This window comes from Nocardia sp. XZ_19_369, assembly GCF_015355715.1.
Lineage (GTDB): Bacteria > Actinomycetota > Actinomycetes > Mycobacteriales > Mycobacteriaceae > Nocardia.
The window spans coordinates 170,589-189,123 of record NZ_JACVED010000005.1 but is presented as its reverse complement, the minus strand read 5'-3'; the positions used below and the strand labels follow the sequence as shown (position 1 = coordinate 189,123).

The 18,535-nt window shown below is 69.1% G+C and carries 20 protein-coding genes; 7 read left to right on the top strand and 13 right to left on the bottom strand.

Going from position 1 to position 18,535, the window contains the following annotated elements; all coding sequences use genetic code 11:
• Positions 1-77: 77 nt before the first annotated feature.
• The gene (locus IBX18_RS19780) at positions 78-635 is read left to right on the top strand and encodes an NUDIX hydrolase (protein ID WP_194835107.1); all 558 of its coding nucleotides are present in this window, start codon (positions 78-80) and stop codon (positions 633-635) included.
• Positions 636-873: 238 nt separating this feature from the next.
• Here the strand turns inward: IBX18_RS19780 and IBX18_RS19775 are convergent, their stop codons facing one another.
• From IBX18_RS19775 to IBX18_RS19755, 5 genes are all read right to left on the bottom strand, one after another.
• A complete protein-coding gene (locus IBX18_RS19775; RefSeq protein WP_194835106.1) occupies positions 874-1,335 on the bottom strand; it encodes a hypothetical protein in 462 nt (153 codons plus the stop codon).
• On the bottom strand, positions 1,332-2,381 hold the full coding sequence (locus tag IBX18_RS19770) for a YihY/virulence factor BrkB family protein (protein WP_194835105.1): 1,050 nt from the start codon (positions 2,379-2,381) through the stop codon (positions 1,332-1,334). Before IBX18_RS19770 ends, IBX18_RS19775 begins: the two co-directional genes overlap by 4 nt.
• A gap of 60 nt (positions 2,382-2,441) precedes the next feature.
• Positions 2,442-2,930 carry a GNAT family N-acetyltransferase gene (locus tag IBX18_RS19765; protein WP_194835104.1) on the bottom strand — a complete coding sequence of 163 codons (489 nt, stop codon included), beginning with the start codon at positions 2,928-2,930 and terminating at the stop codon, positions 2,442-2,444.
• 69 nt (positions 2,931-2,999) lie between these two features.
• The gene (locus IBX18_RS19760; protein WP_194835103.1) at positions 3,000-3,443 is read right to left on the bottom strand and encodes an SgcJ/EcaC family oxidoreductase; all 444 of its coding nucleotides are present in this window, start codon (positions 3,441-3,443) and stop codon (positions 3,000-3,002) included.
• Between the two features lie 13 nt (positions 3,444-3,456).
• Positions 3,457-3,864 (bottom strand): hypothetical protein, encoded by a 408-nt coding sequence (locus IBX18_RS19755; protein WP_194835102.1) that lies wholly within the window; start codon positions 3,862-3,864, stop codon positions 3,457-3,459.
• Positions 3,865-3,994: 130 nt separating this feature from the next.
• On the opposite strand from IBX18_RS19755, the gene IBX18_RS19750 reads away from it, so the two are divergent.
• Positions 3,995-4,915: a helix-turn-helix domain-containing protein gene (locus IBX18_RS19750; RefSeq protein WP_194835101.1), complete on the top strand. Its 921-nt coding sequence runs from the start codon at positions 3,995-3,997 to the stop codon at positions 4,913-4,915.
• On the opposite strand, the gene IBX18_RS19745 is transcribed toward IBX18_RS19750, so the two are convergent.
• The 4 genes from IBX18_RS19745 to IBX18_RS19730 form a co-directional block, all read right to left on the bottom strand.
• Positions 4,829-5,533, bottom strand: a complete 705-nt coding sequence (locus IBX18_RS19745) for a S1 family peptidase (RefSeq protein WP_306796327.1) — start codon at positions 5,531-5,533, stop codon at positions 4,829-4,831. The two genes, IBX18_RS19750 and IBX18_RS19745, sit on opposite strands and share 87 nt — an antisense overlap.
• Positions 5,534-6,006: 473 nt before the next feature.
• Positions 6,007-7,149: a bifunctional RNase H/acid phosphatase gene (locus tag IBX18_RS19740; RefSeq protein WP_194835100.1), complete on the bottom strand. Its 1,143-nt coding sequence runs from the start codon at positions 7,147-7,149 to the stop codon at positions 6,007-6,009.
• A 25-nt stretch (positions 7,150-7,174) separates the two neighbouring features.
• On the bottom strand, positions 7,175-7,912 hold the full coding sequence (locus IBX18_RS19735) for a zinc ribbon domain-containing protein (protein ID WP_194835099.1): 738 nt from the start codon (positions 7,910-7,912) through the stop codon (positions 7,175-7,177).
• A 115-nt stretch (positions 7,913-8,027) separates the two neighbouring features.
• Complete coding sequence (locus IBX18_RS19730; RefSeq protein ID WP_194835098.1) at positions 8,028-8,669, bottom strand: hypothetical protein; 642 nt, start codon at positions 8,667-8,669, stop codon at positions 8,028-8,030.
• A 138-nt stretch (positions 8,670-8,807) separates the two neighbouring features.
• On the opposite strand from IBX18_RS19730, the gene IBX18_RS19725 reads away from it, so the two are divergent.
• Positions 8,808-9,110: a zinc-ribbon domain-containing protein gene (locus IBX18_RS19725; RefSeq protein ID WP_194835097.1), complete on the top strand. Its 303-nt coding sequence runs from the start codon at positions 8,808-8,810 to the stop codon at positions 9,108-9,110.
• A gap of 1,045 nt (positions 9,111-10,155) precedes the next feature.
• Here IBX18_RS19725 and IBX18_RS19720 read toward each other — a convergent pair.
• Together IBX18_RS19720 and cobC are read right to left on the bottom strand one after the other, a co-directional pair.
• Positions 10,156-11,289, bottom strand: a complete 1,134-nt coding sequence (locus IBX18_RS19720; protein WP_194835096.1) for a Nif3-like dinuclear metal center hexameric protein — start codon at positions 11,287-11,289, stop codon at positions 10,156-10,158.
• A 217-nt stretch (positions 11,290-11,506) separates the two neighbouring features.
• A complete protein-coding gene (gene cobC, locus IBX18_RS19715; protein WP_194835095.1) occupies positions 11,507-12,547 on the bottom strand; it encodes an Rv2231c family pyridoxal phosphate-dependent protein CobC in 1,041 nt (346 codons plus the stop codon).
• Positions 12,548-12,591: 44 nt separating this feature from the next.
• Between cobC and IBX18_RS19710 the strand changes: the two genes are divergently transcribed.
• From IBX18_RS19710 to IBX18_RS19700, 3 genes are all read left to right on the top strand, one after another.
• Positions 12,592-13,110, top strand: coding sequence for a low molecular weight protein-tyrosine-phosphatase (locus tag IBX18_RS19710; RefSeq protein WP_194835094.1), 519 nt, complete (start codon positions 12,592-12,594; stop codon positions 13,108-13,110).
• Positions 13,110-14,018 carry an SURF1 family protein gene (locus tag IBX18_RS19705; protein WP_194835093.1) on the top strand — a complete coding sequence of 303 codons (909 nt, stop codon included), beginning with the start codon at positions 13,110-13,112 and terminating at the stop codon, positions 14,016-14,018. Before IBX18_RS19710 ends, IBX18_RS19705 begins: the two co-directional genes overlap by 1 nt.
• 134 nt (positions 14,019-14,152) lie before the next feature.
• A complete protein-coding gene (locus IBX18_RS19700) occupies positions 14,153-14,902 on the top strand; it encodes a hypothetical protein (protein ID WP_194835092.1) in 750 nt (249 codons plus the stop codon).
• A gap of 223 nt (positions 14,903-15,125) precedes the next feature.
• Here the strand turns inward: IBX18_RS19700 and IBX18_RS19695 are convergent, their stop codons facing one another.
• Positions 15,126-16,043, bottom strand: coding sequence for a cobalamin biosynthesis protein (locus tag IBX18_RS19695; protein WP_194835091.1), 918 nt, complete (start codon positions 16,041-16,043; stop codon positions 15,126-15,128).
• A gap of 1,201 nt (positions 16,044-17,244) precedes the next feature.
• Here IBX18_RS19695 and sigJ point away from each other — a divergent pair.
• Positions 17,245-18,207, top strand: a complete 963-nt coding sequence (gene sigJ / locus IBX18_RS19690; protein WP_194835090.1) for an RNA polymerase sigma factor SigJ — start codon at positions 17,245-17,247, stop codon at positions 18,205-18,207.
• Between the two features lie 52 nt (positions 18,208-18,259).
• Here the strand turns inward: sigJ and IBX18_RS19685 are convergent, their stop codons facing one another.
• On the bottom strand, positions 18,260-18,454 hold the full coding sequence (locus IBX18_RS19685) for a hypothetical protein (protein ID WP_194835089.1): 195 nt from the start codon (positions 18,452-18,454) through the stop codon (positions 18,260-18,262).
• Between the last annotated feature and the right edge of the window lie 81 nt (positions 18,455-18,535).

The window sequence follows — 18,535 nt, the reverse complement described above, 5'->3', positions numbered from 1 at the left end:
CGGGGTCGCTGGAGTAGGTCGCGGGCGGACGAACGATGGCTCGATGCTGTCGGTGTCCAGCGCTACGGTGCGCGGTTATGGACCCTGCTACTGCTGACATCGCCGAGATCGTGGCCGGGATCGAGCCGTTCGACGCGCTCGAACAGCAGCACATCGATGAAACGCTGGCATGGTTGGCATCGACCGATGACGTGTTCCGCCGCGTCAAACCGGCGACGCCGCCACGCCATCTGGTCAGCTACGTGGTGCTGGTCGACCCGGCGGCACGGGCGGTGCTGCTCGGCCGTCATCGCCTCGCCGGTTTGTGGTTGCCGACCGGCGGGCATGTCGACCCCGGTGAGCATCCACTCGAGGCAGCGCGGCGCGAAGCGTTCGAGGAGATCGGCCTCCGCGCCGATTTCACGGTCGTCGGCACCGATCCCCTGTTCCTGACGCTCACCGCCACCGTCGGCCTGGGCAGCCACGACGATGTCAGCCTGTGGTACCTCGTCCGCGGCACTCACTCCCAGCACTACCCCCTCGACCGCCGCGAGTTCAGCACCGAACGCTGGTGGGACATCGACACATTCGCCCTAGCTGACACCGACCCCCACTTCTGCCGCTTCCTCGCCAAACTGGACGCCGCCCTCGGCTGACGCCACCGGTACCGCGCCGATCCGACCGACCTACGCGCCCGCCCAGCTGCGCGCCACCCGAGCCACCGGAGTGCGCGTCCCATCCTCACCTACAGGCGTGCGCCCGGGTGACGGATCAGTGCGCTTTCGCCCGACAAGAGCGCCCGGCCGACCAGAGCGCCCACTGGCCCATTGCACCGCCCGCCCACATGCGCGCCCGACCGGCCAACGAGCGGGCGCGCTGAGGCCACGTCCACCCTCAGCGGCGGCGCAGCACCCGCCACAGGATGAATGCGGCCAGCGCGGCGAGTACGGCGGGGATGGGCTGGCGGCGGGCGGCGTCGGCTAGGCGGCGGCCCTGTCCTGCAATGGGTTCGGGGTCCGTGGGGTTGACCTTGTCGGTGGCCACGCGGGCCCGTTCTGTCGCTTCACCGGTTCGCTGGGCGGCTTGCCGGATTGCCTCGGCGGCCTTTTCCTTTGCCGCTGCGGCGTTTTCCGCGGCTTCCCGCTGCGCCGCCGCGGCTTCGGTGTCGCGGGCGGCCTGGGCGGTCTGCTCTTGGGCCCGCCGCGCTACTTCGGCGGCTTTCTGCTCGGCGATCCGGCGAACTTCCGCGGCCCGCTCGGCGGCGAGGCGTTCTGCCTCGGTGGCTTTTTCGCGGGCCGCGTCGGCTACCTCGTGGAACTTGTCGGTCTCGTGTTCCGGATGGTCGGACTGGGTCATGATTTCCTCCTGTCAGCGGCCGAGTCGTCGGCTGACGTGGCTGCTGCCCCGTGTGTGTCTTCGGCGTCGCGCTTGTCGTCGTCGGACATCGCGCGGGTGTCGCGTGGCGGCAGGAAGGGTTCCTGGTCGGGCGGCAGGCCTTGTTCGATGCGGCGGCCGCGGGCCATTTCGGCATCGAATTCCGCGCCGAGCAACACCGCGACGTTGGACAGCCACAGCCACACCAGGAAGACGGCGACGCCGCCGAGCGAGCCGTAAACCTTGTTGTAGGAACCGAAATTGGCTACGTAGACGGCGAATCCGGCGGAAGCGGCGATCCACAGCAGCACGGCCAGCACACTGCCGGGACTCAGCCACCGGAAGCCGGGTTGCTGCGCGTTGGGTGCGGCCCAGTACAGCAATGCGAACGCCAGACTGATCAGCACCGCGAGCACCGGCCATTTCGCGATGTCCCACACCAGCACACCGGCCGACCCGACACCGAGCCATCGCCCGATGCGGTCGGCGATGCCGCCGGTGGCCACCACGCCGATCAGGCACAGCGCGAGCAACACCACCATCGCGGCGGTCAGCCCGACGCGCACCGGAATCGTCTTCCAGAACGGCCTGCCCTCTTCGACGTCATAGATCGAGTTGGCGGCGCGCATGAAGGCCGCGATGTACCCCGACGCCGTCCACAGCGCGGTGCCGAGCCCAATGAGGGCCAACGGCCCCACCAATTGTCGTGACCCTTGCAGCTGCTTGATCGCGTCGACCAGCAGGGCGGTACCGCTGCTGGGTCCGAGCTCTTGAATGGTGTCGATCAGCGATTGCGTGGCGGACGGACTGAGCGCCCCCAGCAACGCGGTGAGCACGATGAGACCGGGGAAGATCGACAGCACGCTGTAATAGGTAAGTGCCGCAGCCCAATCCGTGACATTGTCGTCCAGGAATTCGGTCACGGTCCGCCGCAGGACCCCCCACCACGACCGCCAGTTCAGCACCGACGGCCCGCTCGACCAATCCACCAGACGGTGTGCGCGCCGCGCCGCGCCCTGCTTCGCCATGCCCGTCACCTCCCGATCGGGGAGCGAATACCCGGGGGTCGAGCAGGCAAACTCGACGCGCTAAAGCTTGTGCACCATCTCGTATTCCAGCGTCGGCTCACCCGGCCGGACGAGGTCGCTGACCCCGGTTCGCACGAATCCGTTACGCAGATACAGCCGTTCGGCCGCCACGTTCCCGTCGGCGAACTCCAGCCGCACCTCGGTGTGCCCACCCGCGGCGGCCCAGTCGAGGACGGCGCGCACGAGCAGATCCGCCACCCCGGTGCCGCGCGCCTCGGGCGCCACCCACATCGAAATCAGATGGATGCCACCGCGTTCGGGGTCGGGCATACCGCCGACGGTGCCGAGCTCGACCCCGTCGGCGCCGGCGACGAACTGCGCCCGATCCGTCAGCATCGCTCGCCAGTCTGCCTCGGTGCGCGCCTGCGCCTCCGCCAGCGTCGACCCGAAGAACTGGGGAGTGTCGGCCAGCGCCCGCAACCGCACCCGCCGGAACACCTCCCACTCATCGGCGCTCAACAGCCGGAGGTCGATCGTCGACAGGTTCATGCTCGAATGGATACCCGCCCCGCAACCGGTGGCGCAAACCCTTTTGCCCAGCCCGGCGACCCGCACCACTCAATCCGCGCTCGGCCCGCCCAACTGCCTGATCCGGGTGTTCTGGAATATCGTGAACAACCACTCCCCCGCGCACCGGACCGCGACTCTGGTCTGCACGGATAAATCTTCGGGTCGGCACCCTTCCATACCGGGCCGCAGCACACAGACCCCACTGGTCACCATGACCGCGACGTCCGGCGTCGGAAACCGAATCGTGGTGGTTTCCGGATCGGAGAGTCGCGTCCCCTTCATGAATCCGTCGAAGCCTTCCTGCATCACCGCAGCGAGTTCCGCTCTGCCACGGATGAATTCGCCGATCACCGAGACGAAGTCGGCGTCGGGCGTGAAGGTGGCCGCGAAGGCGGCACCGTCACCGGCGGCCCAGGCGGCGGCCTGGTCGGCCAGGAGGCGCGAGAGCTCCGCCTCGTCGGCGGTGCGCGGATCGGAGTTCGGAGTCAGCATTGGATCAATCCCTTCAGTAGCCGGCCCGGCGCACGCCGACGAACTCGATCGCGGCGAAGACCGCGACCACCGTCGCACCGACGAGCAGGAATGCGATGCCGAGGCCGGTGAGGTCGATCAAGCCGGACAGCGCGAGGACCACCATCCCGATCGCGGATGCCGCGTTCACCGCGACGACGGCGCAGGCCTGATGAAACGGGATCTCGATCGATCCCGCGATGAGCAGTAAGGCGACCGCACCGCCGAGCATGGCGACACCGAACGGAATCGACCAGGCGGTGGGCAGGCCGAGCGGATCGCGCAGGACCGCCGCACCGGCCAGCATGACGACCCCGAAGGCGCCGGTACTCCAGCCGTCCACGCGCAGCGCGGTGCGCAAGTAGTCGATGCTCGGCTGGGTGGTCAGGTAGCCCGTGCTCATGTCCTGCTCCTGTGGGTCGAGACGACGGAGCCGATCGGCTCCCGGCCCTCACCTTGCCGACGTGAGGTGAGCGTCTCAATGACCTCCGAGGTCATGGCCGCACGACGTGAGCGGTGATTAGCCTGCTCAGGTGGCACAAACTCAGTGGGAAACTCGATCGAGGGTCGGCGTGCTGCTGCGCGAGTGGCGGCAGCGGCGCAGGCTCAGCCAGCTCGACCTGGCGCTGGCGGCGGACACCTCGGCCCGGCATCTGTCGTATGTGGAGACCGGGCGCGCCAAGCCGAGCCGGGCGATGGTGCTGCGTCTGAGCGAGGCGCTGGAGGTGCCGTTGCGCGAACGCAACACCCTGCTGCTGGCCGCCGACTACGCGCCCGCCTATCGGGAGAGCAACCTCGACGACGTGAGCCTGACCTCGGTGCGGGCCGCGCTGACGACGATGCTCACCGCGCACGAACCGTATCCGGCGGTGGTCGTCGACCGGCTGTGGAATGTGGTCACCGGCAATGCGGCGATGAGCGTTCTGCTGCAAGGGATTCCGGAACAATTGCTGTTGCCGCGGCCGAATGTGTATCGCCTGGTGCTGCATCCGGAGGGGCTGTCCGCGCGGCTGGCCAACCTGAGCCAGGTCCGTGAGTTGTTCCTGGAGCGCCTGGCCAGGCAGGTCGGCGCGAGTGGCGACCCGCGGCTGGCGGCGCTGTACGACGAGGTGCGCCGTTATCCGCGACTACCCGATCCGCCGGACGAGCCGAAAGTCGATGCGGCACAGCCGAGCCCGTTCGAGGTGCCGATCCGGATCCGCACGCCGCTGGGTGAGCTGTCGATGTTCAGCACGATGGCCACCTTCGGTGCGCCGGCCGATGTGACCCTCTCCGAGCTGGCGATCGAATTGTTCTACCCGCTGGACGAATTCACCGCGGCCGCGCTGCGTGAGCTGGCGGCCGCGGCGAATTCCGAACGACCTGAACTAGATCGGCTGGAAGCCGGCCCCGACGCCACCCTGGGCGTTGATGGCAGCGAGGATCACCAGGATCGGCTGGAAGAACGCGGGTGAGTGCAGCGGGTTGGCGGCCGTGGTGCACGGCACGTCGAAGCCGACCGGACCGATGCCGGTGAGCCGTCCCTGATTCATGCCGACCAGCCGATCACCCACGACCACCGGGCCGCCGGAATCGCCCGGCTTCGAGCAGTATTGGTTGATGGTGGTGCCGTCCAGCTCGCCCCACACGACACCGCAGTCCGAACCGCTGGAGCGACCGCTCGAGCACACCGTGGCACCGGGGCCCGGCGCGTCACCGAGGCCCGCGATGGTGGTCGGGCCGATGCTGCGCACCGGGGTGACCCGCTCCGGGTTGAGTTCCAGGACAGCGTAGTCCAGTCCCTTGCCGTCATCGGAGAACGCGACCTTACCGATCACTCCGGCATCCGGCGTGTGCTCGGCGATCAGCCGGGCACCGGTGGGCGCGCAGTGGCCCGCGGTGATGCCGACGAGCCTGCCCGCGTTGTCGTGCCCGATCGCGGTCAGCGAACACACCGAGTTGTTCTCGAACGCGATGCCCGAGCTGCCGCCGAGCACGGCACTCGGCGCGGCCGACGCGGTGCCCGCGGCACCGGCGATCACCGATGCGACGGCGGCCGTCGCGGCTGCCAGCGATCTGAGTTTTGTTGTCACTTCTCTCCTTTTCGAAAAAGCGAGCACGCGACTATCGCCGTGCTCGCCCGGACCGGGGAGGGAACCGCCCCCGACACAATCTGCGGTCGCCGTATCAGCAAGCGGAAACGCCTGCGCAGCGGAACTGGATCGACGCTGGGTACCTGCTGGTCGACTCAGCATCGACACGGGTAGGCCGGTCCGCAACACACCTGTGCGCCGCGCCACAGTACGGGCGCGATGGAGACGCGAACCACATCGTTTCGTGGCGGCTCTGAAAAGTGTTCGCCCGAACTGACTTTCACCCTCACCCACACCCAGCTGCGGCCGACTTGCCCGACCGACGAGACTCAACTGTTATACGCCGCCAACCGCCGCACCGCGAATCCGAACGGAACCATCGGCCGGCGCGCCATAGCTCACATGCTGCGGCAGATGATGGCAGCACAGGATGACCGTCGCCGAGCTTCCGGCGACGGACGGATGAACAGTTGCTACAGGTATGAGGTGTCGTTCACCAGACGCACGGACGAACCGCCGTCCGGATAGAACTCCGCGATCGACAGCGACGCCAGATCCAGATGCAACCGGTACAGCAGTGACGGCCCGACCCCGAGCGCCGACTGGAGCAGCGTCTTGATCGGCGTCACGTGGCTGACCACGACCAGGTTCGCCCCGGGATACAACCCCACCAGATCGCGCCGGACGGCGTCGACCCGCTCGCGGACCTGGTCGAAACTCTCCCCACCGGGCGCGGGCAGCGACGCGTCACCGAGCCAGCGGGCGTGCAGTTCCGGGTCGCGTTCGGCCGCCTCCAGGAAGGTCAGGCCCTCCCACTCGCCGAAGTCGGTCTCGATCAGGCCGTCCAGCACGGTGAGCGGTGCGTCCAGCGCGGTGGCCGCGGCCTCGGCGGTCTCACGGGCCCGGCTCAGCGGCGAGGTCACCACGGCGGAGATACCGCCTTTGGCCGCAAGCATTTTCGCGGCACGCGCGGCCTGCTCGCGGCCGAGTTCGGTGAGCGCCGGGTTGCCGCGACCCGAATAGCGCCGTTGCACAGACAGTTCGGTCTGACCGTGGCGCAACAGCAGCAGGCGGGTCGGGCGACCGGTGGCACCGGTCCAGCCCGGCGCGGGTTGCGCCGCAGCCGCCGAAACCACCGGATCCTCGGCAACCGGTGCGGCCGTGGGCTTTTCCGCCTCGCGGGCGGTGCGCACCTCGTCCACCAGGGTGGCGTCGTCCATCGCCTCGTTGGCGAGCCGGTCGGCATGCGAATTCTCAGCCCGCGGAATCCAAGTGAAGCTCACCCGCTCGAAACCCGCGACCAGCCTGCGCGCCCGGTCGGCGAGCGGAATCATGGCCGCGTGCTTGATCTTCCAGCGGCCCGACATCTGCTCGACGACCAGCTTGGAGTCCATCCGCACCGCGACGACGCTGGCGCCGAGTTCGGCCGCCGCCTCCAAACCCGCGACCAGGCCACGGTATTCGGCGACATTGTTGGTGGCGACGCCGATGAACTCACGACGCTCGGCGAGCACCCGCACGTGATCGGCGGCGAAGACGACCGCGCCGTAGCCCGCCGGTCCCGGATTACCCCGGGAACCGCCGTCGGCCTCGACGATCACCTCGCGCTCGGTCACCGCGCTGCCCGCGCCGGTCGAGCGGTCACAGCCCCGATTCCTTGGTACGCACCAGGATCGCGCCGCACTCGGGGCACCGCACCACCAATTCGGGAGCGGTCTTCGCGATCCGGGCGATCTCGCCGCGATCCAGTTCGATCCGGCACGCGCCGCAGCGGCGGGCCTGCAATAGTGCCGCGCCGACACCGTGCTGGCCACGCTGCCGGTCGTAGATCGCCAGCAGGTCGGCCGGGAACAGTGAGATCAGCTTGGACCGGTCGCCGTCGCAACGCCCCTGTGCCACCTCGAGATCGGCGAGGGCCTCGTCACGCTGGGTTTGCGCGTCGGCCAGTTCCTGCTCGGTCTTGTCCAGCCGGGCGCCCGCGTGCTGGTAGTCGTCGGCCGAAGCCTCCCGCTTCTCCATCACCTCGAGCAGCTCGTCCTCGAGCACCGAGCGCCTGCGCTCCAGGCTGCCGAGTTCGTGCTGGATCTCCGAAAGCTGTTTGGCGTTCACCGTTCCGGCGCTCAGCATGCCCTTGTCGCGCTCCTCGCGCTTGCGGACTGCGTCGACCTCGCCCTCCAGCTTGCGGATGTCGCGGTCGAGGTCGTCGAGCATGATCTGCACGGCCACGGCGGCGTCCTTGTGCGCGTTGCGCTCGGCCTCCAGCCGGGCCACCTCCTGCTGTTCGGGCAGCACGGTGCGGCGGTGCGCGATCCGCGTCAGCTCGGCGTCGACAGCGGCGAGCTGTAGCAGCTTGGCCTGGATGGGTGGTTCGACATTCAACGCGGACAAACTCCTGGACGCTGTGGATGGGTCGGTGTTCAACCGTACCCCGCCGGACTGTTCCCGCTGACCGACGCCGCACCAATTGGGGTGTGGCCGCCCCGGCCTACCCGGCTCAGGCGGGGGCGCGGGTCTTGATGGCGTCCCTGGACACGAAGACGTCGTACTCACCGGGGACCGCGATCACCGCGTTGCCGTAGGCCGAGCGCACGAACGGCTCGGTCCACCAGCGGCCCTTGCGCATGTCATCGAAGAAGTCCCGGTCGCCGCCGTTGAGGAAGATCTGGTTCTGTGAGGTCGCCACACCGTCCAGGCGCTGGCCGTACAGCCTGCTGATCTTGTATCCGGAGTGGAAACCGAGCGCGTTCACCCACGGTTCCAGCTCGACGATGCCCGCTTGCAGCACCCAGGTATCGCCCTCGACCTGGTACTTCAGCCGCTGCTCGTCGTGCTGGTCGTCGCCGTAGAGGGTGAGTTCGATGTCGAGCAGGTGCTCCTGCCCCTCCACCTCCTTGGCCACCACGTGCGCCGCTTTGATTTCTCCGGTCAACCCGAGATAGGTCTGCATCAACGTCGCCAGCCAGAGCAGCACCACCGCGACCACCAGCAGCACCAGCCCGCTGCCGCCGCGCGTGATCAGCGCGCGGAAGCCGACCCGGCGTGCTCGCAGCAGCCCGGAGATGAGCAGTGCGATCGCGATCAGGATGATCAAGATCAATCCGATCTGCACGAAGCCGAAGTTCACCGGGAAATTCATGCGGTAGTTGTACCCCTGAATCACCGGTCGACTCGCGGAAACAACCGACCGCACAGGCCAATCCAGTAGACACGCGCCGACACGCCGAAGCGGCGGTAAGGTCGGTGGGGTCAAAGTTCACTACTTCAGGGGTTTTCCATGGTGATCTTCGGTTGGCGTCAGTATGCGCATCGGCTCGCCGTGCTCACCCTGGTGTGCGCAAGCTGCGGCAACCCCGCGGCCCACATGCTGCGGAAACTGGTCACCAAATTCACGCTGTTCTTCGTGCCACTGATCCCGTTGAGCACCAAACACTCCCTGCAATGCACCTGGTGTGGTGCCGAGTCGAAGCTCACGAAGCAGCAAGCCACGGAGTTGGCGGGGCGGGCGCAGACGGAGAACGTGCACAGTGGACAGCCCGCGGATCCGTCCTGGCACGGACAGCCGCCGCGCAACTACTGATCGGGTCGGTACGAGGGCGTTTGCTGATGGGCTCAGCTCGGCGCAACTACTGATCGGGCCGGTTGGCGCATTGCTGGTCGGCCCGGGGTGGCGCACTGCTGATCAGCGTAGCCCCGCGCGACTGCAGGCCGGCCGGGCGCGACGCAACTACGGACCGACCGCCGCGACTGTGGACCGGCTCAGCCCCACAGCACCGCAATTGACAACAGCCGCACCGATTCTCGGGATCCGCACCATCTAGGGCGCCCGCAGCCGGTGCAGATCCCTGGATACGGTGCGGATCTCGGCCTGTGTTGGCCGGAAGGCGTCGGCACGCGCGGCCGGGGCGTTGGTTAGGGGCGGGTCGACCCAGCTCGCCTGACAGAGTGTTGCTCGGGTCTACGAGCGCTCGGCCGCCACGGTGTTGAGCGACGGCGAGGGTGGCGGTAGGTCTGGCCGTGGTGCGCGACTGTGGATCGGCTCGGCCCGGCACGACTGCCGACCACCCGGCCCGGCACGACTGCGGCCCAGCCCGGCCCGGCACGACTGCGGCCCAGCCCGGCCCGGCACGACTGCCGACCAGCCCGACACGGCACGACTGCCGACCGGCCCGACACGACACGACTGCCGACCAGCCCGACACAACACGGCTACGGCCCGGTCCGACACGACCACTGAGCGGCCTCCGCTGGGCGCAAATGATCGGCCCGGCACGACCACTGAGCTGCCCGCCGGCGCGGTTGCTGGTCTGCTCAACTTGGTGCAGCTACTCGTCGAGCCGGCTCCGCGCGACTACTGATCGGCGCCGCTTGGCACGACTGCCGATCGGCCCAGCCCCGATTACTGATCACCCCGGCCCGACACGACCGCTGATCGGCCCAGCCCCGATTACTGATCGGCCCGGCCCGACACGACCGCCGATCGGCCCAGCCCCGATTACTGATCGGCCCGGCCCGACACGACCGCTGATCGGCCCAGCTCGGCGCACCTACTGACAGAGCCAGCCCGGCACGGTTACTGGTCGGCTCAGCTTGGCGCGCCTACTAATCGAGCCGGCTCGACGCGATTACTGATCAGCTCGGCTCCGCGCGCTGACCGTCCACGGGTCGGTCCGCAGCGTCGACACGCGGGTCTCCAAGTCGGGCAGGCCGGCCTGCACAACCCGTTCTGCCTGTGCGCACCAAGGGAATTCGGTCGCCCAGTGCGCGGCGTCGACGAGGGCGGGGCCGCCCTTGCGCAGGTGTTCGTCGACCGGGTGGTGGCGCAGGTCCGCGGTGACGTACGCGTCGACGCCGCGGCGGGCCACTGCGTTCAGGTAGGAATCGCCTGCGCCGCCGCAGACGGCGACCGTGTAGATGGAGCGGTCCGGGTCGCCTGCCGCGCGCACGCCCCATGCGGTCGGCGGCAGTGCCGCGGCGACTCGATCGGTGAAGGCGCGCAACGGCTCTGGTTCCGGCAAGGTGCCGACGCGGCCGATGCCGACCGTCGACGGCAGCGAGGCGCGTTCGGTGATGTGGTAGGCCGGGTCCTCGTACGGGTGGGCGGCGCGCAGGGCGGACAGGATGGCGGCGCGGGCGGCGGGTGGCGCGATCAGCTCGAGGCGTTCTTCGTCGACCCGCTGGAGTTCACCGAGCACGCCGACCGCCGGGGTCGCTTCCGCCATCGGCCGGAACTGGCCGACCGCGGGCACCCGGAGTGCGCAGTCGCGATAGTCGCCGCTGCTGCCTGCGCCCGCCATGAACAAGGCGGACAGCACTGCGTCGGCGTGCGACGGCGGCACCTGCACGACCCAGTTGTCAATCGCGGCTTCAGGTTTCGCATCGATCGGTCCGGTGACGGTGAGGCCGATCGCGGCCGCCAGCGCGTCGGAGACACCGGGGTCGGCGGAGTCCGCGTTGGTGTGTGCGGTGAACAACGCACAGCCGGAACGGATGAGCCGGTGCAGCAGAGCACCTTTCGGAGTGTCGGCCGCGACGGTGTCGACACCGCGCAGCAGCAGCGGATGGTGCACCACCAAAGCCTGTGCCCGCCAATCGATCGCCTCCTCGACCACGCCCGCGGTGGCGTCGACCGCGAACAGGACCCGGGTGACCTCTTCGGCCGGATCACCGGCGACCAGCCCGACCGAATCCCACGACTCCGCCAGCTTCGGTGGGTATGCCGCGTCGAGCACTTCGATGAGATCCGCCAGTGTGGTCATCGTTCACCCTCCTGTGATCCGTCCATGAACTGTCGCATTCCCGCCCCGGCCGACCTCCGCAAGCGGACAACCCGGCAGCCGCACGACTTTTGATTTGGCGCATACGGAATTGCATGCGATTCCGTATGCGCCACATCAGAAAGTGTGCGGCGGTGCTCAGCGTGACCACCTGGTCGCGGGTCGCCACCTGGTCGGGGGTGGGCCTCGGTCGAAGTGCTCACCAGAGGTCCGCCGTTCGAATGGCGGCGACGAGCCGGTCTACCTCGGCGGTGCCGCGCACCGCGACGCGGAGGTGGTTCGGCCCGAGTCCGGGAAAGGTGTCCGCGCGGCGGACGGCAATACCCTTGTCCGCCAGGTACTTCCGGAGCAGTTCGCCGTCGGGGACGCGGAGCAACAGGAACGGTGCCTCGGCCGGCGTGTGCACATGGACGCCCAGTTCGGTGAGCCGCTCGATCATCGCGTCACGTTCGGCGGCGATCGCCTGGGCACGCTGCTGTTCTTCCGCGACCGCCTGCGGCTCGGCGGTGGCGATGATCGCCTCCAGTTGCAGAGTGCCGAGCGGCCAGTGGGCTCGGCCGTGATTCAGGCGCGCGAGGAGTTCGGGGGCACCGAGGAAGTAACCGCAGCGGAGTCCGGCGAGCGCCCAGGTTTTGGTGAGGCTGCGCAGAACGAGCACATCGGGTGCGGGGTATCCGGCGAGCGATTCGGGCTCCCCCGCCACCGCGTCGGCGAACGCCTCGTCGACCACGATGATCCGGCCCGGCCTGCGCAGCGCGCGGATGGTTTCGGCCGGGTGCAGCACCGAGGTGGGGTTGGTCGGATTGCCGAGCACCACGAGGTCGGCTTCGGCCGGAACGGCGGCCGGGTCGAGGGTGTACGGCGGTTCGAGCAGCACTCTGGTCACCGCGACACCAGCCGCACGCAGCGCAAGCTCCGGTTCGGTGAACGACGGGTGAAGCACGGCGGCCAGCCGCGGTGCGAGCCGAGGCAGCATGGCGAAGCCCTCGGCCGCACCCGCCAGCAACAGCACCTCGTTCGGGTGGCGCCCGTGCCTGGCCGCAACGGCACACCTAGCCGTGTGATCTTCCTCCGCGCTCGGGTAGCGCCCGAGCGTGTCCAGCCGAGCCGCGAGCCGCTGCCGCAGCCAGTCCGGCGGCGCGCTGCCCTGCACGTTCACCGCGAAGTCGAGCATGCCGGGGCGTGCGTCCACGTCGCCGTGGTGGCGCAGTTTCGCGTGATCGACGCTGTCCTCGGACACGAGATCACACCCTACGTGGCGGGCCCGTAGGTCGACCGGCCAGAATGGCTGTCGTGGGTGAGCTGCACGTGTCGTTCGTCTGTACCGGCAATATCTGCCGTTCTCCGATGGCGGAGAAGATCTTCGCCATGCATCTGTCCCGCGCGGGACTGGCCGATCGGGTGCGGGTGAGCAGCGCGGGCACCGGTGCCTGGCACGTCGGCGACGACGCGGACACCCGCACCACCGCGACCTTGCGCAAGTACGGCTACCCGACCGGGCACATCGCCGCGGCCCTCGGCGCCGACCATCGCGACGCCGACCTGCTGATCGCGCTCGACACCTCGCACGAACGCGAACTGGCCCGCCTCGGAGTGCCGTCGGATCGGCGCAGGCTGCTGCGCAGTTTCGACCCGGCCGCCGATGGGCCCGACGTGCCCGACCCCTACTACGGTGACACGGCCGATTTCGAACTCGTCCGTGACCAGATCGAGGCGGCGATGCCCGGCCTGCTCGACTGGGTGCGTGACGCGCTCGGCCTGCCCGCCCAGCCGCCCGACCCGCTGCTCGATCGGCGAATCTGATGCGCAGACTGACCTTTCTGCTCCGCCCGAGCTGGGTGATCCTCGCGGCCGTGGTCGCCGTGTTCGCTTACCTGTGCTTCACGGTGCTCGCGCCGTGGCAGCTCGGCAAGAACACGAGTACCTCGCACCGCAACCAACTCATCGCCGACTCCGTGCGCGCCGACCCGATCGACATCACCACCGTCCTGGACAGCTCCAGCGCGGACGACGCGCACACCGAATGGCGCAAGGTCACCGCCTCCGGCGCCTACCAGCCGGACTCGACGGTGCTGGTCCGGCTGCGTCACCTCGACGGTGCCCCCGGCTACTCCGTGCTCTCCACCTTCCGGCTGGACGACGGTCGCCTGCTGCTCATCGACCGCGGACTCGTCGCCGCAGTGGACGGTTCCCGCCCGCCACCGATCCCCGACCCGCCCGCCGGGCAGCAACGCCTCGAAGCCAGGGTCCGGATGTCCGAAGGCATCACCCCCGGCAAGGACCCGTCCATCCAAGACGGCTACCGCCAGGTGTACTCGATCGACACCACCCAGGAAGCCGCCGTCCTGCAGCAACCCCTGACCCCGATCCCCACCGGCGAACGCGGCGGCTACCTGCAACTCGACGACAACCAGCCCGGTGCCTTCAAACCCACCCCCCTTCCCCAGCTCGACGCAGGCCCCTACCTCTCCTACGGCCTGCAATGGCTGGCCTTCGGCATCATGGCGCCCTTGGGCCTCGGCTACTTCGTCTACGCCGAGATTCGCGAACGCCGCCGGGAAAAGGCAAGCACCGCAACCGAACCGGTCGCCACGAGCCCCCCACCCGACCCCACGTCACCCGAAACCCACACCTCCGCACCCACTCCGGCGCCCACAAAACCGACAACCGAAGCGCGCCTGGCAGACCGCTACGGCCGCGGCCGCGACTGACCTACCCGCACAGCTCAGCCGGCTCCAGGCGGACAAAGCCGCAGCTGTCGGCGAGTTCTGCGTACCGGAACCGAGCCGGCGTGTGTCGGTGGGCCCGCCTAGGCTGGCACCGAACACGAGGCAGGAGAACGACATTGGGGAAGCTACACCGGCCCGGACACCCCGGCGACCTGCCGGATGCGCACCTACTGTGGAAGCGGTGGGCGGGCGTCGCGGTCGCGACCTACAACCGCAAGCGGGAGAGCGAGCCGGCGCACCACCGGTCGGGATACTGGATCGATGACGGCGGCTTGCACTGGGACGACTCCGGTTGCACGTGGTGGGTGCTGAAGTGGTTCGGTGACGGCCGCGCCGTGCTCGTCGGGGAGGACGAGTCGAGCAAGGTCAAGTGGTACGAGCCCACTATCGACCTGCTGGCCGGAGCGCCGGAATGGCTGCCGCGCCAATACCTGCGAGGCCTGATCGACGACTACATGGTCGGCTGCGTCTACTGGTTCGAGAACGGGGCCTGGCATCGGGCGCCCTACCCGGACGATCTGGCCGACGACGGACTCGACTGCGGCATCTCGGCTTTCACGACGTGCGAGGAGGCACTCGACAAGATCTCCGGCTGGCTGGAGTTCTCCGATACCGACGCAGGCATGCCCGAGCTGTGTGCGGAACTGCTCGATGCCGCCGAACGTGGTGCGATCACCGAGAGTCTCGTGCGGTCCTACGCGGAGGGGATGACGCGACTGGAGGAGCAGTATTACCCGGAGGAGGAGTACCCCAGGGACGACTGCCCACCACGCAACGACGATGACATCGCCGCCATGTTCGCGCTGGCCAGGCGTGCCGGTCTGGACACCGGCACCTGGACCGGCACCCTCGGCGTCCGAGACTGATCGGACGACCCGGACGACTAACGCCGGGCCAGCGCCCCGAAAGCGGCCATTGCTACGGCGGCCGCCTGTACCGTCGACCGGCACCCTCGGCGTCCAAGACTGATCGGACGACCCGGACGACTAACGCCGGGCCAGCGCCCCGAGAACGGCCACCGCTACTGCAGCCGCCTGTACCGTCGACCGGCACCCTCGGCGTCCAAGACTGATCGGACGACCCGGACGACTAACGCCGGGCCAGCGCCCCGAGAACGGCCACCGCTACAGCGGCCGCCTGTACCGCCTCCGAAAGGCGTACTGCGCGGTGCAGATCCGCGACGGTGGGGGCGGGGCCGTCGCCGAGCGTGGGGCGTTGTTCGACACCGTGCGGGTATTCGGTGCGGCCGCCGAGCCGGATGCCCAGGGCGCCCGCCGTCGCTGCTTCGACCACTCCGGCGTTGGGGCTGGGGTGTTGCGCGGCATCGCGGCGCCAGGCGCGCAGGGCGGTGGCGCGGCGGCCACCGACCAGCGGGGCGAGCGCGACGGTGAGCAGACCGGTGAGGCGCGCGGGGAGCAAGTTGGCCAGGTCGTCGGTGCGGGCGGCGGCCCAGCCGAAGTTGCGGTAGCGGTCGTTGCGGTAGCCGATCATGGCGTCGAGGGTGTTGATCGCGCGGTAGCCGAGCAGGCCGGGCACACCGGCGAGCGCGCCCCAGACCAGTGGGGCCACCGTCGCGTCGGAGGTGTTCTCCGCGATGGATTCCAGTGCGGCGCGGGCCAATCCGTCGGCGTCGAGCACCTCGGGGTCGCGGCCGCACAGCGAGGGCAGCAGCGCGCGAGCACCGTCCAGATCGCCCACCTCCAGCCGGTCGGCCATCTCGCTACCAGCCTTGGCGAGGCTCCGTCCGCCCAGCACCGTCCAGGTGGCCAGCGCGGTCGCAGGCAGTCCGAGACCACGAACCCCCACACCGACCCCGACCGCCGCCCCCACCAGCACCACCTCGTGCAGCACCCCCGCACGACGCCGATCGGCATACGTCACCGATTCGAGCGCGCTTGCCGCCGAACCGAATCCAGCCACCGGATGCCACCGCCGCGGATCCCCCAGCACCCGATCGAGCACAAACCCCAACACCAACCCACCAGCGGTAGCGGTCCCCTTCTGCACCCACCGAGCCTATCCGCTCCCGCCACGGCCCGTGATCAACGGGACACAGCGGCCCACCTCTCTCTCGGCGGATGCCGCCACCATGCCCCGTCGATCATGAGCTACCCCGCCGAACGGGACACCACGACGCGTCTACCCGACGTTCGCCGCCACCATGCCCCGCCGAGCGCGAGCTACCCCGCCGAACGGGACACCACGACGCGTCCACTCGACGTTCGCCGCCACCACGTCCCGTCGACCATGAACGACCTTGCCGAACGGGACACCACAGCGCGCCACTCGAGGTCTGCAGACCCCATTGCCCGCCGGCCACCAGCTACCCCGCTGAGCGGGACACCACGGCGCGCCCACTCGGCATTCGCCGCCACCATGTCCCATCGATCATGCGTAACCCCGCCCAACGGGACCTCACGGCGCGCCCCCACTCGACGTTTGCCACCACCATGTCCCGTCGCCCATGAGCCACCCCGCCAAACGAGACACCACAACACACCCACCCCAACGTTCGCCGGCACGATGTCCCGTCGATCACGAGCTACCCCGCCGAACGGGACATCAGGGCGCGTCCACTCGACGTTCGCCGCCACCATGTCCCCCCGACCATGAGCCAACCCTCCAGACGGGACACCACAACACACCCACCCCGACGTTCGCCGCCACCATGCCCCGTCGATCACGAGCTACCCCGCCGAACGGGACACCACGACGCGTCCACTCGACGTTCGCCGCCACCACGTCCCGTCGACCATGAACGACCTTGCCGAACGGGACACCACAGCGCGCCACTCGAGGTCTGCAGACCCCATTGCCCGCCGGCCACCAGCTACCCCGCTGAGCGGGACACCACGGCGCGCCCACTCGGCATTCGCCGCCACCATGTCCCATCGATCATGCGTAACCCCGCCCAACGGGACCTCACGGCGCGCCCCCACTCGACGTTTGCCACCACCATGTCCAGCTCGACAGCCGCGCTGCGCGATTCGGCGACGGTGGCGCCTGGGTGAGCCAGCACGAGGGGCCGCAGGGAGACCCGGCTCGATCATGCGGAACTCGGCGCGTCAGTGATGCGAACCTCGTCGGTGGCGGGCATACCGTGTCGGCGATCTACGGCGTGTCACACTCTGATCCGTTGCGTCGTCAACCCGGTGACGCACCCATGAACTCGCGCCCGGCGGGGCGGAACGACCGAACGGCGACAGCAGTGACTTCCGATCAGCCTTCTACTCCCGAACCTCTCGATCAGGCCGAGCTGGCCCGGCGGTTCGAGGAGCATCGGCCGTACCTGCGCAGGCTCGCCTACAGCACGCTGGGCAGTCTCACCGACGCCGACGATGTGGTGCAGGAGGCGTGGTTGCGGCTGCAACGCCAGCACGAGGCGGGTACCGCGGGACAGATCGAGAATCTGCGCGCCTGGCTCAGCACCGTGACCGGTCGCCTCGCGCTGGATCAGCTCGGGTCGGCCCGGGTTCGCCGCGAGCAGTATGTCGGCGAATGGTTGCCGGAGCCCGAGGTGACCAGCTGGGACGATCCGGCGGACCGGGTCACTCAGGACGAACGGGTCACCACCGCACTGCTGGTTGTGCTCGAGTCGCTGTCGCCCGCCGAGCGCACCGCATTCGTCCTGCAGGACGTGTTCGGTATGACCGGCCCCGAGGTCGCCGAGGTGGTCGGCCGCACCCCGGCCGCGGTGCGGCAGCTCGCCTCCCGCGCCCGCAAGCACGTCGAGAACGGCACGCCGCGCTTCCCCGCCTCGCCGGACGAACAGGAGAAGGTCGTCTCCGCCTTCGCGGTCGCCTGGCGCTCCGGTGATCTCAGCGCGTTGCTCGGCGTGCTCGACGCGAACGTCAGCCTGACCGCTGACGGCGGCGGCAAGGTTCCCGCCATCCGCCAGCCGGTGCACGGCGCCGAGCTCATCGCGAAGATGCTGCTCGGCTGGTACCACGCACCGTCCGCCGCGGGCGGATGGGGCCGCGCGGTGCTGGTCAACGGCGCGCCCGGCCTGGTCGTCTTCGACGGCACCCACACCGGCGTGTTCGCCTTCGTCATCGATGCCGGCCGCATCGTCGCCATCAATGTCATCCGCAACCCCGACAAGCTGCACGACCTGCCCACCGAGGGCGAGCCCGACTGGTACCTCGGCGCAAACCGCCCCGACGAGGAGTAACCCGAACCTTGGGTCGGTGCCGAACTCACCGAGATGATTTGTCGTTGTGCTACTACAACGCATCGGCATCGGCATCGGCATCGGCATCGGTGGCGGCATCGGCATCGGTGGCGGTGGCGGTGGCGGTGGCGGTGGCGGCATCGGTGGTGATCGCGGCGGCAGCAGCAGCAGCGGTGGCAGTGGCGGTCGCGGCAGCGGTGGCGGCGTCGGCGTCAGTACCGGGCCGGGCCGCGAGATAGCTCCGCACCAGCTACTGCCGGCCCCCTTCTCCGTTGCCGCTCGCGCGCTCGTATCCGCCGAGAGACCTACGCCACCACGAGTGGGCCAC

What these genes read in the sequence shown, in the direction of transcription:
- IBX18_RS19755 (WP_194835102.1), bottom strand. Translation starts at nt 3,864, where the DNA reads ATGAGCACGGGCTACCTGACCACCCAGCCGAGCATCGACTACTTGCGC.
- IBX18_RS19720 (WP_194835096.1), bottom strand. Translation starts at nt 11,289, where the DNA reads ATGACCACACTGGCGGATCTCATCGAAGTGCTCGACGCGGCATACCCA.
- IBX18_RS19760 (WP_194835103.1), bottom strand. Translation starts at nt 3,443, where the DNA reads ATGCTGACTCCGAACTCCGATCCGCGCACCGCCGACGAGGCGGAGCTC.
- IBX18_RS19770 (WP_194835105.1), bottom strand. Translation starts at nt 2,381, where the DNA reads ATGGCGAAGCAGGGCGCGGCGCGGCGCGCACACCGTCTGGTGGATTGG.
- IBX18_RS19705 (WP_194835093.1), top strand. Translation starts at nt 13,110, where the DNA reads ATGCGCAGACTGACCTTTCTGCTCCGCCCGAGCTGGGTGATCCTCGCG.
- IBX18_RS19725 (WP_194835097.1), top strand. Translation starts at nt 8,808, where the DNA reads ATGGTGATCTTCGGTTGGCGTCAGTATGCGCATCGGCTCGCCGTGCTC.
- IBX18_RS19775 (WP_194835106.1), bottom strand. Translation starts at nt 1,335, where the DNA reads ATGACCCAGTCCGACCATCCGGAACACGAGACCGACAAGTTCCACGAG.
- IBX18_RS19710 (WP_194835094.1), top strand. Translation starts at nt 12,592, where the DNA reads ATGGCTGTCGTGGGTGAGCTGCACGTGTCGTTCGTCTGTACCGGCAAT.
- IBX18_RS19780 (WP_194835107.1), top strand. Translation starts at nt 78, where the DNA reads ATGGACCCTGCTACTGCTGACATCGCCGAGATCGTGGCCGGGATCGAG.
- IBX18_RS19730 (WP_194835098.1), bottom strand. Translation starts at nt 8,669, where the DNA reads ATGAATTTCCCGGTGAACTTCGGCTTCGTGCAGATCGGATTGATCTTG.
- IBX18_RS19765 (WP_194835104.1), bottom strand. Translation starts at nt 2,930, where the DNA reads ATGAACCTGTCGACGATCGACCTCCGGCTGTTGAGCGCCGATGAGTGG.